18 protein-coding genes are annotated in these 13,764 nt (G+C 62.4%); 7 read left to right on the top strand and 11 right to left on the bottom strand.

Annotated elements, in window-relative coordinates:
• Positions 1 to 29: 29 nt before the first annotated feature.
• The gene (locus NKJ13_RS02970) at positions 30 to 896 is read right to left on the bottom strand and encodes an SDR family oxidoreductase (protein ID WP_352506778.1); all 867 of its coding nucleotides are present in this window, start codon (positions 894 to 896) and stop codon (positions 30 to 32) included.
• A 189-nt stretch (positions 897 to 1,085) separates the two neighbouring features.
• Between NKJ13_RS02970 and NKJ13_RS02965 the strand changes: the two genes are divergently transcribed.
• Entirely contained in the window at positions 1,086 to 1,352 is a 267-nt protein-coding gene (locus NKJ13_RS02965; protein WP_352738988.1) for a type II toxin-antitoxin system VapB family antitoxin, read from the top strand.
• Positions 1,349 to 1,738: a type II toxin-antitoxin system VapC family toxin gene (locus NKJ13_RS02960; RefSeq protein WP_352506776.1), complete on the top strand. Its 390-nt coding sequence runs from the start codon at positions 1,349 to 1,351 to the stop codon at positions 1,736 to 1,738. The genes NKJ13_RS02965 and NKJ13_RS02960 overlap by 4 nt, the downstream gene beginning before the upstream one ends.
• A 6-nt stretch (positions 1,739 to 1,744) precedes the next feature.
• Here NKJ13_RS02960 and NKJ13_RS02955 read toward each other — a convergent pair whose 3' ends face one another.
• Together NKJ13_RS02955 and NKJ13_RS02950 are read right to left on the bottom strand one after the other, a co-directional pair.
• Positions 1,745 to 2,380 (bottom strand): helix-turn-helix transcriptional regulator, encoded by a 636-nt coding sequence (locus NKJ13_RS02955; RefSeq protein ID WP_352506775.1) that lies wholly within the window; start codon positions 2,378 to 2,380, stop codon positions 1,745 to 1,747.
• Between the two features lie 7 nt (positions 2,381 to 2,387).
• Entirely contained in the window at positions 2,388 to 3,257 is an 870-nt protein-coding gene (locus NKJ13_RS02950) for a S1C family serine protease (protein ID WP_352738986.1), read from the bottom strand.
• A 168-nt stretch (positions 3,258 to 3,425) separates the two neighbouring features.
• Here NKJ13_RS02950 and NKJ13_RS02945 point away from each other — a divergent pair, with 168 nt between their 5' ends.
• A complete protein-coding gene (locus NKJ13_RS02945) occupies positions 3,426 to 4,373 on the top strand; it encodes a S1C family serine protease (protein ID WP_352506773.1) in 948 nt (315 codons plus the stop codon).
• 119 nt (positions 4,374 to 4,492) lie between these two features.
• Here NKJ13_RS02945 and NKJ13_RS02940 read toward each other — a convergent pair whose 3' ends face one another.
• Positions 4,493 to 5,404, bottom strand: coding sequence for an arginase family protein (locus tag NKJ13_RS02940; RefSeq protein ID WP_352477778.1), 912 nt, complete (start codon positions 5,402 to 5,404; stop codon positions 4,493 to 4,495).
• Between the two features lie 118 nt (positions 5,405 to 5,522).
• Positions 5,523 to 5,945 carry a VOC family protein gene (locus NKJ13_RS02935; RefSeq protein WP_352704230.1) on the bottom strand — a complete coding sequence of 141 codons (423 nt, stop codon included), beginning with the start codon at positions 5,943 to 5,945 and terminating at the stop codon, positions 5,523 to 5,525.
• A gap of 66 nt (positions 5,946 to 6,011) precedes the next feature.
• Here NKJ13_RS02935 and NKJ13_RS02930 point away from each other — a divergent pair, with 66 nt between their 5' ends.
• Complete coding sequence (locus NKJ13_RS02930; protein ID WP_352738984.1) at positions 6,012 to 6,638, top strand: TetR/AcrR family transcriptional regulator; 627 nt, start codon at positions 6,012 to 6,014, stop codon at positions 6,636 to 6,638.
• On the opposite strand, the gene NKJ13_RS02925 is transcribed toward NKJ13_RS02930, so the two are convergent.
• Positions 6,571 to 7,527 carry a LysR family transcriptional regulator gene (locus NKJ13_RS02925; RefSeq protein WP_352738983.1) on the bottom strand — a complete coding sequence of 319 codons (957 nt, stop codon included), beginning with the start codon at positions 7,525 to 7,527 and terminating at the stop codon, positions 6,571 to 6,573. The genes NKJ13_RS02930 and NKJ13_RS02925 overlap by 68 nt on opposite strands.
• 110 nt (positions 7,528 to 7,637) lie before the next feature.
• On the opposite strand from NKJ13_RS02925, the gene NKJ13_RS02920 reads away from it, so the two are divergent.
• Both NKJ13_RS02920 and NKJ13_RS02915 read left to right on the top strand, forming a co-directional pair.
• Entirely contained in the window at positions 7,638 to 8,282 is a 645-nt protein-coding gene (locus NKJ13_RS02920; RefSeq protein ID WP_254820355.1) for an FMN-dependent NADH-azoreductase, read from the top strand.
• Between the two features lie 50 nt (positions 8,283 to 8,332).
• On the top strand, positions 8,333 to 8,668 hold the full coding sequence (locus tag NKJ13_RS02915) for a hypothetical protein (RefSeq protein WP_352738979.1): 336 nt from the start codon (positions 8,333 to 8,335) through the stop codon (positions 8,666 to 8,668).
• An 8-nt stretch (positions 8,669 to 8,676) separates the two neighbouring features.
• Here the strand turns inward: NKJ13_RS02915 and NKJ13_RS02910 are convergent, their stop codons facing one another.
• Both NKJ13_RS02910 and NKJ13_RS02905 read right to left on the bottom strand, forming a co-directional pair.
• Positions 8,677 to 8,967 (bottom strand): HlyU family transcriptional regulator, encoded by a 291-nt coding sequence (locus tag NKJ13_RS02910; RefSeq protein ID WP_023678291.1) that lies wholly within the window; start codon positions 8,965 to 8,967, stop codon positions 8,677 to 8,679.
• A gap of 113 nt (positions 8,968 to 9,080) precedes the next feature.
• Entirely contained in the window at positions 9,081 to 9,761 is a 681-nt protein-coding gene (locus tag NKJ13_RS02905) for a PadR family transcriptional regulator (protein ID WP_352738978.1), read from the bottom strand.
• A gap of 270 nt (positions 9,762 to 10,031) precedes the next feature.
• On the opposite strand from NKJ13_RS02905, the gene NKJ13_RS02900 reads away from it, so the two are divergent.
• On the top strand, positions 10,032 to 10,289 hold the full coding sequence (locus NKJ13_RS02900; RefSeq protein ID WP_352738977.1) for a DUF2798 domain-containing protein: 258 nt from the start codon (positions 10,032 to 10,034) through the stop codon (positions 10,287 to 10,289).
• 62 nt (positions 10,290 to 10,351) lie between these two features.
• On the opposite strand, the gene NKJ13_RS02895 is transcribed toward NKJ13_RS02900, so the two are convergent.
• From NKJ13_RS02895 to rpoD, 3 genes are all read right to left on the bottom strand, one after another.
• Positions 10,352 to 10,732 carry a thiol-disulfide oxidoreductase DCC family protein gene (locus NKJ13_RS02895; RefSeq protein ID WP_352738975.1) on the bottom strand — a complete coding sequence of 127 codons (381 nt, stop codon included), beginning with the start codon at positions 10,730 to 10,732 and terminating at the stop codon, positions 10,352 to 10,354.
• Positions 10,733 to 10,942: 210 nt separating this feature from the next.
• On the bottom strand, positions 10,943 to 11,236 hold the full coding sequence (locus NKJ13_RS02890) for a GYD domain-containing protein (RefSeq protein WP_352450720.1): 294 nt from the start codon (positions 11,234 to 11,236) through the stop codon (positions 10,943 to 10,945).
• A 206-nt stretch (positions 11,237 to 11,442) separates the two neighbouring features.
• Positions 11,443 to 13,464 (bottom strand): RNA polymerase sigma factor RpoD, encoded by a 2,022-nt coding sequence (gene rpoD, locus NKJ13_RS02885; RefSeq protein WP_023678297.1) that lies wholly within the window; start codon positions 13,462 to 13,464, stop codon positions 11,443 to 11,445.
• Positions 13,465 to 13,764 lie beyond the last annotated feature (300 nt).

Genomic DNA, 13,764 nt, shown 5'->3' with positions numbered 1-13,764 from the left:
GAGGATACTTCTGTAGGTAGATACTTCCGTCAGTAGATAGCTTTGATTTTGGTATCAGTCCGCCCGAACACCTCGTCCGGCACAAAAAAGTCGCCGGCGAGCGGGCCTGTCGCGCCCGGCGCATAGGTCGAGAAATCGCTGACGCCCTCGGCACGCAGCACTTCTTCGTCGATGTAGAAATTGCCGGTCGCCTCGCGCGACGGCCTGACCAGGATGGCGTATGCCGCATCGGCCATGATGTCGGGCGAACGGCTCATCGCTGCCACCGTCGCTCCGCCCAAGAGGTTGCGCACCGCCGCCGTGTCGATGGTAGAGATCGGCCATAGCGAATTGACCGCGATGCCATCCCTGGCGAACTCGGCGCTCATGCCCAGCGTGCACATCGACATGCCGAACTTCGCCATCGTGTAGGCGACATGGTTCTTGAACCATTTGGCCTTCATGTCGAGCGGCGGTGCCAGATTCAAAATGTGAGGATTTTCCGCCAACCTTAAGTATGGAATGCACATTTTGGAGACGAGAAAAGTGCCGCGCGTATTGATCTGGTGCATCAGGTCGTAGCGTTTCATGTCGGTCTCCAGCGTGCCGGTGAGTTGGATGGCGCTGGCATTGTTGATACAAATATCGATGCCGCCGAACCTCTCCACGGTCTTGGCGACGGCTTCGGCGACCTGCGCTTCATCACGGATGTCGCACGGCGCTGGCAGCCCCTTGCCGCCGGCCTGCTCGATCTCTTGCGCCGCCGTGTAGATCGTCCCCGGCAGCTTCGGATGCGGCTCGGCGGTCTTGGCCGCGATCGTCACGTTGGCGCCGTCGCGCGCCGCGCGCAACGCAATCGCCAGTCCGATGCCGCGCGACCCGCCGGAGATGAATAGCGTCTTTCCCTTGAGCGACATCGTTGCGTCTCCTTGTGCTACGCTCTTTTCCGCTATCTTTTCTCTTTGCGATCCTTGCCCGCACCAACGACGGATACAAGGGCCTGCGGCCGTAACGGTGTGACGCCACGGAGGGTTGTGGATTTCGTGAGACGCGTTGAATCGCCGAGCAAAATTGTTATATTCTACCTAAACAGGAAGAATATATAAGTGGCTTTGTCTATCAAGAATACCAAGGTCGAGCAATTGGCGCGTGAGCTCGCCCGCCGCCGCCGGGTATCGGTGACGGAGGCCGTCCGTCAAAGCCTTGAGCGGGAAGTTGCGCGCGAACGGCTTGTGCCCCGCGAGGAGACCGGTGATCTCTTTCAACGTCTGATGGCCATTGCCGAACGGGCCGCACGAATACCGGAGCGCGAAGACGCGATGAGCGAAGATGAAATTCTCGGTTACGATGAGCTGGGCATCCCGACGCGATGATCATCGATTCCTCGGCGCTGGTCGCCATCTTGCGCGCGGAACCGGGCTACGATCGATTCGTTTTGGCAATCGCCCAGGCTGAAAGACGTTTGCTTGCGGCACCGACATTGCTCGAAACGACAATGGTGCTTGTCGGTCGCTGGCAGGATCAGATTATCGATCGTTTCGAAGCCTTTTTGCGCACTGCCTCGATCGAAACGATACCCTTCACGGCCGACCACGCCGCTGTCGCCCGTCAGGCTTTCCTGCGCTACGGCAAAGGCCGGCATCCTGCCGCTCTGAACTTCGGCGACTGCATTGCTTATGCTACGGCCCGTCTCGAAGCCATGCCATTGTTGTTCAAGGGTGACGACTTCCGGCTGACCGACATCGAACCGGCCCTTTGATCCACGTTAGACCAGCACCAAGCCTTGCCGCATGGCGATGGCGATCGCATCGGTGCGGTTGACGGCACCGAGCTTGGTCAAGATAGCCGCGACGTGGAACTTCGCCGTGTGCACGGAGATGTCCAGTCGTCGCGCGATAACCTTGTTGGGCGCGCCTTCGGCCAGCAGCGCCAGCACCTCGCTTTCGCGCGGCGAAAGCGTCGGCCGGACGATATGCTCGTCAGTTGGTTCCTCCTCGAACCGGCCGCTGTCGTGGAAGGTCAAATCGTGATGCAGATCGGATAGAGCATGGCTGTCGCGCGAAATCCGGTAGCCCGCCGCCGCCAGCCGCGCGGCGGCGGCGATCAGCAACTCGTCCGCTTGCACCGGCAGCACGGCAAACACTGTATCGGCCGGCCGTTCACGGGCCGCTCGCGATAATAGCAGCACGCGAGGCATAGCCGCGTCGAAGAGACCGCCTTGTACTCCATGGTCATCGACGATGGCGACATCCGCCGCCCCGTGCCCGTCGACATCGCCCGCCAGAACCGGCCGCAGATCATCGGTCGCGGCGAGAGCCGCGGACAGACTTCGTGCGCGCTCGGCGTCAGCGAGCGCGATCAGCACCGTCAGCCGTCTGCCAGCGACCTCACCGCTTACCATCTATCCCTCAGCTCAGTGGTTTTTCACCGATGGTCAGGGAAACCTCACGATTCTCGCCGCCGCGCACCACGCCGAGTGTCACCAGGGCACCGGCACTGTCTGGCCCGAGCTTGCGGATCAGCTCGCGCGGGCCATGCACCGCCTCTGCGTTCCACGACACGATGATGTCGCCGAGGCTGAGACCGGCTGCTTTCGCCGGGCCGTTATCGTCCAGGCTCATCACCATGGCGCCCTGTGTATCACCATTGCGGACCGGATGCAGGCCGGCGCCAAGATAGCCGCGCGCCACATGACCCTTCTCGCGCAGTGTCGTGACTGCCCGTTCGATCGTTTCGTAAGGCATGACCAGTGCCCGCCGGCGTGGCCCGAACAGCAGCATGCCGATCAGTCCGCCCTTGGCGTCGAGCACAGGGCCGCCCTCGAAACGGCCGCCGGCATTGACGGCAAGGTTGATGCGCCGGTCGATCGTGCCGCCCCGCATCGAGCGCCAGGCCGGACCGACCTCGCCGACCGTGCCGAAGGTGGCGAGTGACGTACCGTCACTATTGCCCGCGATGATTGCCAGATTGCCCGGCCGCACCGCCTCCGCCTTTACCAGTGACGGGGCGCTCGGCGCGCCGGCCGGTTTCAAAACGGCCGTGCCGGTGGACGGGTCGCGGCCGACCAGTTCGGCCTTGACGGCTTGGCCCGAAGAAAACGTCAGCTCGATCTCCTCGCCGGCCTCGACCGCCTCCTCGGCAGTGACGAAATAGCCGTCCCGCCAGTGGAAAGCAGTTGACGTCCGCTGGTGCGTCGCGAAGCTGGCCGTCGCTGGTGCCGCAGCTGCCGCGATGTCGGCAATGGCGTCGGATAACATGCTCAGATTGAAATCGCTCATGATTTGTCTCCTGGGTTCTTCGTGACCCAGATATCGCCCGGCGGGGGTTGGCGGATACTCGCCTGACGGCTAGTTGAGCATTTGACTGGCCATCTGGTCAGGTCGCGGCCGGTCCGGCTGCTCCGCACATATAGGCATTGTTCATCTTGTTCCAAACGGAGTCCTCAGGTGGCCCTGCCCGCTCAGCAATTGCAATATGACGATGCCCTTCTCGATGCCTATTCGGCGACGGTCGCCGATGCCGTCGACCGCATCGGGCCCGCCGTCTGCCGCATCGAGCGCATCGGTGGCCCGGGCGGCCATGGTTCCGGCTTCGTCATCGCGCCGGACGGGCTGGTCGTCACCAACTTCCACGTCGTCGGCGATGCGCGCAGCGTGCGCGTATCAATGCCGGACGGCGCTTCCAGGGAAGGCCGCGTGCTCGGCCGCGACCCCGACACCGACATTGCGCTGGTGCGCGCCGACGGTGACTTTGCCGACGTTGCGCCGCTCGGCGATTCCAAGCGTTTGAGGCGCGGCCAGATTGCAATTGCCATCGGCAACCCGCTCGGCTTCGAATGGACCGTCACCACTGGCGTCGTCTCGGCACTCGGCCGCTCGATGCGTGCCTCCACCGGCCGGCTGATCGACGACGTCATCCAGACCGACGCCGCGCTCAACCCCGGCAATTCCGGCGGACCACTGGTGTCCTCGGCCGGCGAGGTGATAGGCGTTAACACCGCGATGATCCATGGTGCGCAAGGCATCGCCTTCGCGGTTGCCTCCAACACGGCCAATTTCGTCATCTCGGAAATCATCCGCTTCGGCCGCGTGCGCCGTGCCTTCATCGGCGTTTCAGCCGACACCACCAACCTGCCGCGCCGCGCAGCCCTTTTGTCGCAAGTATCGAGCCGCACGGCGGTGCGCCTGCGCACCGTCGAAAAGAACAGCCCGTCGGACAAGGCCGGCCTCAGGGAAGGCGACATCATTGCCGCCATCGACGGCCGCCCGGTCACCGGTGTCGACGATCTGGTGCGCATGCTCGACGCCGAGCGCATCGGCCACGAGACGCTGTGCACGGTGGTGCGCCGCTCCGGCATTACTCAGGTCACGGTGATGCCAGTGGCGCGAAGCTGAGTGCTCGACCTTGATCCCGAACCGAAGGTCAGCGCAGCAAAAGTGGGAACCGGTTTTTCGGACAACATCATGGTCAAACAAGATAGAGCCCATCCCGAACCTATCGGGATGGGCAGGCTCTATCGCGGCGCATAGATCCGGCCAAGCAGCGACACCAGCAGCGCGGCCAATTCGCCGGTCGGATCGAGATCCGGATCGAAAATGGTCATATCCATTCCGGTGCAGCGCGGATCCGCCACCAGCGCCGTGAGAATGTCGACGAGATCGTCAGGATCGATGCCGGGGCTGCCCGGTGAATCCACTGCCGGCATCACTGTCTGATCGAGCGCATCGACGTCAAAATGCACCCAGTGGGGCCAGCCGGTTCGCGCCAACGTGCTCCAGGTCTTGTCCAGGACCTTCGCCGCGCCAAGCTCGCGCACGGCAAAGACGTCGATCAACGTCATCGCGGTCGAATGGATGTCCGGCCAGGCGAAGTTGGCGTTGCGGTTCTCGCGTTCGCCGATCTGTATCACCTGTTCGTCCGCGACAAGCGGTCTTGCGATGCCGGGCCAGTCGGTCAGCAACGGCTCACCACGTCCGGTTGCGAGCGCAAGGTCCATGCCGGCGGCCGAGCCGAGCGAGGCGTTGACGTCGTAATTGCCCGGATGGCGGAAATCGCTGTGGCCATCGACATGGACCAGCGCAACCGGACCAGATCGCCGTGCTGCGGCCAGCGCGCCAAGCAGGACAGCGCAGTCGCCGCCCACAACCAGCGGAAACTCGCCTCGTCCCAGCGCGCCGGCAACGATTTCGGCGAGTGCGAGATTGAAGCTGCGTATGGCGTTGCCGTTGCGCAGCCGGGTGCCCGGCTGTGGCTCGGTGCTATAGGCGGGCCGATCAAGATCAACCACTTTGGCGGGCGAAAGCATCTCGACCAAGCCGGCTTCGGTAAGCGCCTGCGGCGCGCGCCAGGTCCCCGGAATATGCCCCGGCCGGAGCGGGCGGAGGCCAAGGTTGGAGGGTGCGCGGACAAGGCAGATTTCACGCATGGAGAAGGCCCAGGGTTGATTAACCCCAAAGCATAAACCGCAAAGGCGTGACCGGCCACGCGGCTAAAGCCCTCACGTCGCGTCTGCGGACAGTTCCTGCCAGCGGCCGCTGTCTCGCTCAGCCCGCCGCGCCATCGGCATATTGCGCTAGGAATTCCGGGCTCGGCGGGATCGGCTTGATCACGTCGATCAGCACGCCGTTGGGATCCCTGGTGATAAAGTGGCGCTGGCCGAAGGGTTCGTCGCACAGCGTTCGCAGGATCGGTAGCCCGGCGGCGGTGATCCGCTCATAGACGGCATCCGCATCCCTGACCTCGAAATTGATCAGCAGGCCGGAGGTGCGGCCCCGCCCCTCCTTCGGGATCGTCTCATGATCGCCCTGGACGATGCCGAGGTTGACGCGACGATCTTCTGCCGAGCGCAGATGGACGTACCAGTCGGCCTCGAACAGCGGCTTGAAGCCGAAATGCGCGATATAAAAGGCTGCAGTGCCGGCAACATCGCCCGTCATCAGCACCGGATAATAGCTCGTCGTCCTCATCTTTCCTTCTCCCGGCGAATAACATACAGTCTGCATGTAAATTGAACTAACATACAGGCTGCATGCATGCAACAGGGATTCGCTCGTCGCTCCAATCGTGATCGCACCGAGGCGACACGCGCCGAGCTCATCGCCGCAGCGCGAAAACTGTTCACCGAAAAGTCCTATGCCGAGACCAGCACACCCGAGATCGTCGCCGCTGCTGGCGTAACGCGCGGCGCGCTCTATCATCACTTTGCCGACAAGCAGGCGCTGTTTGCCGCTGTGGTCGAACAGGAGGCGCAAGCCATCGCGGAAGAGATCGAACGCGCGTCGCCGCCTTCGCTATTTGCCCACGATGCGCTGATTGCCGGCTCGGATGCCTATCTGGCTGCCATGCGTGCCCCCGGCCGCACCCGACTCTTGCTGCTTGATGGCCCGGCCGTGCTCGGCCGCGCCGCCATGGATGCGATCGACAATCGCCATGGCAACCGTTCGCTGCGCGAGGGCCTTATCGCCGCGATGCGGTCGCACTCCACGAAGAGATTGCCTGTGGAAGCACTGACCGCTTTGCTCGCCGCTGCCTTCGACCGCGCAGCGCTCGCCATTGAAGCTGGAGCTTCGATCGAGGATTACCGCGCCGTTCTCATGGCCCTGATCGACGGCCTGTCTCCGGCTCCTTCGCAGGCATCTCACCCGGCTCGAACTCGTTGAAACAGCCGAGCTGGCGCTTGAACTGGTCGATCAGCCAGGCGGCCGCCGGTTTCGGGCTGCGATCGGCGCGATGCATGGCATAGAGCGGCGAGCGGACTTCGCTGTAAGGCTCGAGATCGAGTTCGACGAGCCGGCCGTTCGCCAGATCATCGGCAATCAGCCATCGCGGCAGCCCGCCCCAGCCCAGCCCCTCGCGCATCAGCACGTGCTTGGTGCGCACATCCGTCAGCCGCCAGGTGCGGTAGGCGAAGACGCCATAGTCACGCCCGCGCGTACGCTCGGATTGGTCCGAGACGACCAGTTGGATGTGTTCGCGGACATCCTCTAGCGCCACTGGTCTCGGCAGCAGCGCCAGCGGGTGTTCAGGCGCTGCAGCTGGCACCAGGGAGATGAAGCCGATGCGAAGCAGATTCACGTCCGTCTCACCCAGAAGCCCCCCGATGCCGAGATCGGCCTGTCCGCCGACAACATGATCGAGGATCAGGCCAAGCGAGCCGATATGCAGACGCAGCGTCACTGCCGGGAACTGCGCCTCGAATGCCTTTAGCACCCGAACCAGCACCGGCGACGGTAGTGTCACGTCGACCGACAGCGTAACTTCCGCCTCCAATCCCTGCCGGTATCCGTCGACACGCGAGCGGATGCGTTGCAGCACGCCGACCATGCGTCGCGCATCTTCCAGCGTCGCCTTGCCGACATCGGTCAGTTGCGGTTCACGCGTGCCCTCGCGCTCGAACAGCTTCAGCCCGAGCTGCGCTTCGAGGTTGGCGATAGCGTAGCTGATCACCGATTGCGCGCGATTCAATTTGCGCCCGGCGGCCGAGAAGCTGCCGGTCTCGGCCACCGCAACCAGTATCTGCAGTTGGTCAAGCGTCGGGTTCGGTTGCATCGTTCAATCCACAATTTAGATGGATCATATAAAAAATATACCAGTTTTTCAAATGGGTCTGCGCACACATATTTGCCGGGAGATTTTAAGTCCAACCCTGGAGACCCATCATGTCGATCCTTCTTGTCACATCCAGCCCACGCGGCGCCGCCTCGCACTCGACCCGCATCGCCACCGAACTCGCCGAGAAGCTGCTTGCCGCCAATCCCTCGGCCAGGCTTGTCGCCCGCGACCTCGTAGCCAACCCGCTGCCGCATATCGACCCCGACTATTCGACCGGCATATATATGCCGGTCGAAGCGCGCAGCCAGCGCCAGGCTGAGGTCGTCGGCGTTTCCGACACGGTACTGGACGAGCTGTTTGCGGCCGACACCGTCATTCTCGCCACCGGCTTCATCAACTTCAACATCTCCTCGACGCTGAAGTCCTGGGTCGATCACATTGCCCGTTCCGGCAAGAGCTTTGCTTATGGCGAGAACGGCCCCAAGGGCCTCGTCACCGGCAAGAAGGTCTATATCGTACTGGCTTCGGGCGGCATCTATTCCGAAGGTGCGGCCGTGCAGTTCGATCACGCCATTCCCTACCTGCGCAGCGTACTCGGCTTTCTCGGCATGAACGATGTCGAGGTCATCCGCATCGAAGGAGTCGGGATGGGCGCCGATGCGGTAGCAGCAGCGCTGGCCAAGGCCTCGGCCAAGGTCGACGCCATTGTGGCCGCGACCGGCAATGCCGAGCGCGTCGCCACCGCGGCGTAAAGCGTCAGCATAATCTGAATTGTACAAGGGCAGGCGCCCGGCGCCTGCCCTTGTTTTCGTTGGCGACAACCTATTGTGGTGGGCCACACAACTGCCATTGGTTATTCGTCAGCCGTGGCAAGAAGGGGCTCATCCAGCCGGCGCTGAAGGTCCGCGGCCCGGAATATTTGCGCATCATCTATGGTCCCGAATATGACGCGCCCGACAATCTCGTCCGCCTCCGAGAACGCGGCCTGGCCGGCAAGCGCAGCCTGGCGCTCAGAGAGTTCGCGCTTGGCCACGAAGCGCTAACGCGATTTGTCGCCAAGCAGCCGCTACGCCGGGTTCACGAGTGTGTCTTCGCCGTGCTGGCGTTGGAAAGCGAGCCAATCGACCCAAGGCTGTAGTAGCCGATCTATCCGAAGATCTTCTCGCCTTGCTCGTCGACCAGCTGGATGCCCTTTTTGATCGAGATGTCGACAGCGTCATCAAGCCCGGCAAAGCGGTCGGCGCGGATGAATTTGTGCTCCTTCATCACGCCGTCGATCTCCTTCGAAACCACACCGCAGGTCTGGTACTGGCCCTCCGCCTTGTAGGGCGTGGCGCTGATCAAAAATCCCTTGTGCTCGATCTGCTTTGCCGGCGCCGCTGTCTTTGGCTCGGCGGCTTCGTTGCCTCCGCCGAAAAGACGCTTCAGAAAAGACATGGGGTATCCTCCAACGGCAATCATCCTGCACCACATAGCGCGGTGCAGGATGATTTTCAGTACCGGTCCTTGGCCGAGCGGGCAAGGGCCGCAGCTGGCTTGGCAGCCAGAGATCAGTCGCGCGACAACGCTTCCAAGGCCTCTGCGGCAGCTTCCAATATGCTGATTGCCTCGGCCTGCTTTGCTTCAGGCGCATCGACGATTTCGCCGAGCGCGGCGCGCAGCCGGTGGCGCACGGCGCGAAACTCGTCGCGCTTTTCCGAGCGGCCGCGGCCGCGCCGGCCACCGTCGCCGTCATCGTTCCAGCCGAACCAGTCGCGCGCCTTCGCCATCTTGCGGCCGAAGCGCTCGAGGTGGTCGAGCACGTGGTCGATCATCTCGCGATTTTCGTTGAGATGCGCCTGCCCCGCCTCGGTGATTGAAAACACCTTCTTGTTGCCTTCCGGCGCAGAAACGGCGTAGCCGGCCTCCTCCAGGAAGGTCAGCGTCGGGTAGACCACGCCGGGGCTCGGGCTGTAGAAGCCGCTGGTGCGCTCCTCCAGCGCCTTGATGATGTCGTAGCCGTGCCGCGGCGCCTCGGCCAGCAGCGACAGCGTGATCAGCTTGAGGTCGCCGTCGGCCAGCATGCGCCCGGCGCGGAACATGTCGCCCGGCCCGCCGCGTCCGCCGCCCCTCACGCCATGCCCAAACGGACCGAAGCCGCCGCGCCCACCGAACTTGCCGGCCATATGCATGAAAACGCGCTCGGCGTGTTCGCCAAAACGATGATGCCCGAAATGATTGCCTTTGTGCATTGTCTGCTCCTTGAGTTATGTCTTACGATATATCTCAACTAAGTGCCCGCCATGGTCGAGTCAAGATATATCTTACGATGTATCTGAAAATGGCACCAGCAGGATTGATTTCGCCAGCGAGGGCAGCTAGAGGTTGCATGAGGGCCGAAGGCCGCTCCGTAAGCGTCTGACGTGAAGCAACGCATCCACCCCGGTCGTTCCGGGCAGTTACGCCGACAATACCGGCGAATGGATGCAAGGCGACGAACCGGATGCTTCAGGGAAATCCAAATGACCATGAAAACCCCGCGCAGCAAGCTGCCTGCGCGCTATGCCGCCGTGCTCGGCCCGCTGGTGCTGTCGTTGCTGATGACGTTCATCGTGTCGTTCATCTCGACACTGAAAAGCCTTGGCTTCCAGCCCGACATGCCGGCCACCTGGCTGACGGCTTGGGGCCTGTCCTGGCTGGTGGCCTTTCCGACGCTGCTGCCGGTACTGCCGGCGGTGCGCTGCATCATTGGCTGGCTTTGCGAGCCCGTGGCTCGATAGCAGGGCACGCGAAAGGCCTGGAAACAATCTCCGGACCTTTCGGTGCGGAGCGAATAATACCGTTACCAGCGGCCTTTGCGCCGGTTCCATGCATAGAGCAGATCGGCGAAGCGATCATAGCCATAGCGCGTCAACGGCAGTGCGCCGGGATTGCCGAACAGCGTTGCGAGCCAGCCTTCGCCGGGCGTCGTCCGCCATACAGCAATGGCAACATCGGCGCCGGCCAGCAATTTGCCGTCGGCGTCGATCGCATACAGCCGGCGCCGGATGTCCTCCAGCCCGATGCCGTATCCGGCCAGCGCCGCCGGTTCGGCATTGATGTCGCGAAATTCGATCCGCCCGGCCTTGACCGCCTCGATCAGTCGCCGCTTCTGCCGGCTGATACCGGCATCGCAGACCGGACAGCGCGTATTGTACCAGACGGTCAGCAGAGGCTTGCTCATGTTTCGAAACGGCACCAGAGGACACGCACGGATTATCCGAGAAATGCCGTTGCGCCGCAACGTGACACGATACCGGCGGAATGGCCGGTTTCGCTGATCCAGGTCGCCCAAAGGGTACGCAGCGGTTTTACGATAACGACATGCATAAAAAGAAGAGCTTAAAGCGCGTCGCAAAGGCCGTTCAGCGCGACGCGCTTCAGGCGCCGCGGCTTAGCCGAGCGAGGTGATGATCTCGCGATAGGCATCCTCCGGGAAAGCCTTGAGCGTCCGAGTCCTGACGTTGCCAGCCGTCGCCAGCATTAACGAGAAACGAGCCAGGACGGCATCGTCGGGCGCTTCGAGCACGGCCACCATGTCGCAATCCCCCATGGTGAGATAAAATGCCTTGAAGGACCCGCCCATGTCTCCCAGCAGCTTCTTGGCGGCATCGAGCCGCTTCGGCGATTCGCGCACGTTTTTGGCGCCTTGCTCCGTCCAGTTGATCAGCACGATGTAAGTTGTCATGGCACACCTCCCTCCGGTGCCACGGAGCACGGCGTCCAACTGCCGGGGCGGGCATCCGGGTTTGTCGCCCAGAGAATGCGTCCGTCGCGGAATTATCCTCTCGTAGGGCACGACACGCAAGAGCGGCGCCTTCAATCGTGATCGCCTGTGCCCAAACGGAAAGGGCGCCACCGGCGCCCTTGAAACTGCTTATCCGTCACCCGGCCTCAGCTGTCGAGGAAGCTTCTGAGCTTGCGCGACCGGCTCGGGTGCTTGAGCTTGCGCAGCGCCTTGGCTTCGATCTGGCGGATGCGCTCGCGGGTGACCGAGAATTGCTGGCCGACCTCTTCAAGCGTGTGGTCGGTGTTCATGCCGATGCCGAAGCGCATTCTGAGCACGCGCTCTTCGCGCGGCGTCAGCGAGGCCAATACGCGCGTCGTCGTCTCGCGCAAATTGGCCTGGATCGCTGCGTCGATCGGCAGGATCGCCATCTTGTCCTCGATGAAGTCGCCAAGATGCGAATCCTCCTCGTCGCCGACCGGCGTTTCGAGCGAGATCGGCTCCTTGGCGATCTTCAGCACCTTGCGCACTTTTTCCAGCGGCATGGCGAGCTTTTCCGCCAGTTCTTCCGGCGTTGGCTCACGGCCGATCTCATGCAGCATCTGGCGCGAGGTGCGCACGATCTTGTTGATCGTTTCGATCATGTGCACCGGAATGCGGATGGTGCGCGCCTGGTCGGCGATCGAACGGGTGATCGCCTGCCGGATCCACCACGTCGCGTAGGTCGAGAACTTGTAGCCGCGGCGGTATTCGAATTTGTCGACCGCCTTCATCAGGCCGATATTGCCTTCCTGGATCAGGTCGAGGAACTGCAGGCCGCGATTGGTGTATTTCTTGGCGATGGAGATGACGAGGCGCAGATTGGCCTCGACCATTTCCTTCTTGGCGATCGCGGCTTCGCGCTCGCCCTTCTGCACCTGGTTGACGATCTTGCGGAATTCCTGGATCGAAATCGCCGTCTCGGTGGCGAGGTTCTGGATCTCGGCGCGCAGGTCGCGGATGGCGTCCTTCTCGTTCTTGGTGAATTCCTTCCAGCCGCGCGAAGTCAAATTGCCGATCGAGCGGGTCCAGTTCGGATCGAGCTCCGAGCCCTGATATTCCTTGAGGAATTCCTCGCGGCGCACGCCATAGCTTTCGGCCAGCCTGAGCAGCTTGCCTTCGTTCTGCACCAGTCGCTTGTTGATGTCGTAGAGCTGCTCGACCAGCGCCTCGATGCGCGCCGTGTTCAAGGACAGCGACTTCACCGCCTTGATCAGCTGGTCCTTCAATTCCTTCAGCCGGCGGTCCTGGCTGGGCGACAGCGTGCCCGCGGCAGCCAGCCGGTTCTCGACCTGCTGGTCCTGCAGCTTGCGCAGTTTCTTGTAGGTGTCGGCAATGACGTCGAGCGTCTCCATCACCTGCGGGCGCAGTTCCGCTTCCATGGCCGCCAGCGACAGGCTCGCCTCGTCATCGTCTTCCTCGTCATCGTCCACCAGGCCACGCGTGTCGCCGCCGACATTGGTGATGTCGTCCTCGTCCTCGCGCGAACGGCGCGACTTTTCCTCGGTCTTGGCTTCCTCGATACGCTCGACAACCGGCGCCTGCTTGGCCTCCGGCCCGGCATAGGTCGCCTCGAGGTCGATGATCTCGCGCAGCAGGATCTTCGATTCGTTGAGCTCGTCACGCCAGATGATGATGGCCTGGAAAGTCAGCGGGCTTTCGCACAGGCCCGCGATCATCGTCTCGCGGCCGGCCTCGATGCGCTTGGCGATCGCGATTTCGCCCTCGCGCGACAGAAGCTCGACTGAGCCCATCTCGCGCAGATACATGCGGACCGGATCGTCGGTTCGGTCGGTCGGCTCTTTCTTGGTCGTGGTGGCGGCGACGGCAGTGCCGGTCTGCTCGGCCAGCTCGTTGGCGTCTTCCTCGGCGTCAGCGGCGGTATCGGCGGCTTCGGGCTCCTCGCCCTGCTCGTCGTCCTCGACCACGTTGATGCCCATGTCGGAAAGCATGGCCATCGTGTCCTCGATCTGCTCGGAGGTCACTTCCTCCGAGGGCAGCACCGAATTCAGCTCGTCCATGGTGACATAACCGCGCTTCTTGGCGGCCTTGATCATCTTCTTGACAGCATCGTCGGAAAGGTCGAGCAGAGGGCCATCGGTCGCGGCCTCGCGTTCGGTCTCGACTTCTTCCTTTTCTTTTGTCGCCATAGTCTTTATTTTCTCCAAGCGGCTGAGTATCAAAGCCGCGTAAGCTGCCGGTCCGGTCAAATTGGATGCGCTCCTTCCAGAACGCGCTTTACCGGGCCAGTAACTGCATCTCTCGTTAAGTCCAGATTAACCCTGATATCTGTGGCAAGCTGACTGCCTGTCCAGTGATCAGTACCTTACATCGCTGCATTCCCGTCGATGCCGGGACGGGTTAACGTTTCGAATCGACCTGATTCCGCCATTCTGGCGGAAGGTCAAGCGCCTCTCGCATGATTCGCATGAAAAAAGCGAATCAATTAC

This window comes from Mesorhizobium sp. M0174, from assembly GCF_040322275.1.
Classification (GTDB): domain Bacteria; phylum Pseudomonadota; class Alphaproteobacteria; order Rhizobiales; family Rhizobiaceae; genus Mesorhizobium.
Note: the sequence above shows the minus strand (reverse complement) of the source record. Positions and strands in the feature narration are given on the sequence as shown.

Excerpts from the sequence above, each read along its gene's own strand:
- NKJ13_RS02900 (WP_352738977.1), top strand. The coding sequence starts at position 10,032 with ATGACCATGAAAACCCCGCGCAGCAAGCTGCCTGCGCGCTATGCCGCC.
- NKJ13_RS02950 (WP_352738986.1), bottom strand. The coding sequence starts at position 3,257 with ATGAGCGATTTCAATCTGAGCATGTTATCCGACGCCATTGCCGACATC.
- NKJ13_RS02910 (WP_023678291.1), bottom strand. The coding sequence starts at position 8,967 with ATGTCTTTTCTGAAGCGTCTTTTCGGCGGAGGCAACGAAGCCGCCGAG.
- NKJ13_RS02940 (WP_352477778.1), bottom strand. The coding sequence starts at position 5,404 with ATGCGTGAAATCTGCCTTGTCCGCGCACCCTCCAACCTTGGCCTCCGC.
- NKJ13_RS02925 (WP_352738983.1), bottom strand. The coding sequence starts at position 7,527 with ATGCAACCGAACCCGACGCTTGACCAACTGCAGATACTGGTTGCGGTG.
- NKJ13_RS02935 (WP_352704230.1), bottom strand. The coding sequence starts at position 5,945 with ATGAGGACGACGAGCTATTATCCGGTGCTGATGACGGGCGATGTTGCC.
- NKJ13_RS02895 (WP_352738975.1), bottom strand. The coding sequence starts at position 10,732 with ATGAGCAAGCCTCTGCTGACCGTCTGGTACAATACGCGCTGTCCGGTC.
- NKJ13_RS02905 (WP_352738978.1), bottom strand. The coding sequence starts at position 9,761 with ATGCACAAAGGCAATCATTTCGGGCATCATCGTTTTGGCGAACACGCC.
- rpoD (WP_023678297.1), bottom strand. The coding sequence starts at position 13,464 with ATGGCGACAAAAGAAAAGGAAGAAGTCGAGACCGAACGCGAGGCCGCG.
- NKJ13_RS02960 (WP_352506776.1), top strand. The coding sequence starts at position 1,349 with ATGATCATCGATTCCTCGGCGCTGGTCGCCATCTTGCGCGCGGAACCG.
- NKJ13_RS02930 (WP_352738984.1), top strand. The coding sequence starts at position 6,012 with ATGCAACAGGGATTCGCTCGTCGCTCCAATCGTGATCGCACCGAGGCG.
- NKJ13_RS02970 (WP_352506778.1), bottom strand. The coding sequence starts at position 896 with ATGTCGCTCAAGGGAAAGACGCTATTCATCTCCGGCGGGTCGCGCGGC.
- NKJ13_RS02920 (WP_254820355.1), top strand. The coding sequence starts at position 7,638 with ATGTCGATCCTTCTTGTCACATCCAGCCCACGCGGCGCCGCCTCGCAC.
- NKJ13_RS02890 (WP_352450720.1), bottom strand. The coding sequence starts at position 11,236 with ATGACAACTTACATCGTGCTGATCAACTGGACGGAGCAAGGCGCCAAA.
- NKJ13_RS02955 (WP_352506775.1), bottom strand. The coding sequence starts at position 2,380 with ATGGTAAGCGGTGAGGTCGCTGGCAGACGGCTGACGGTGCTGATCGCG.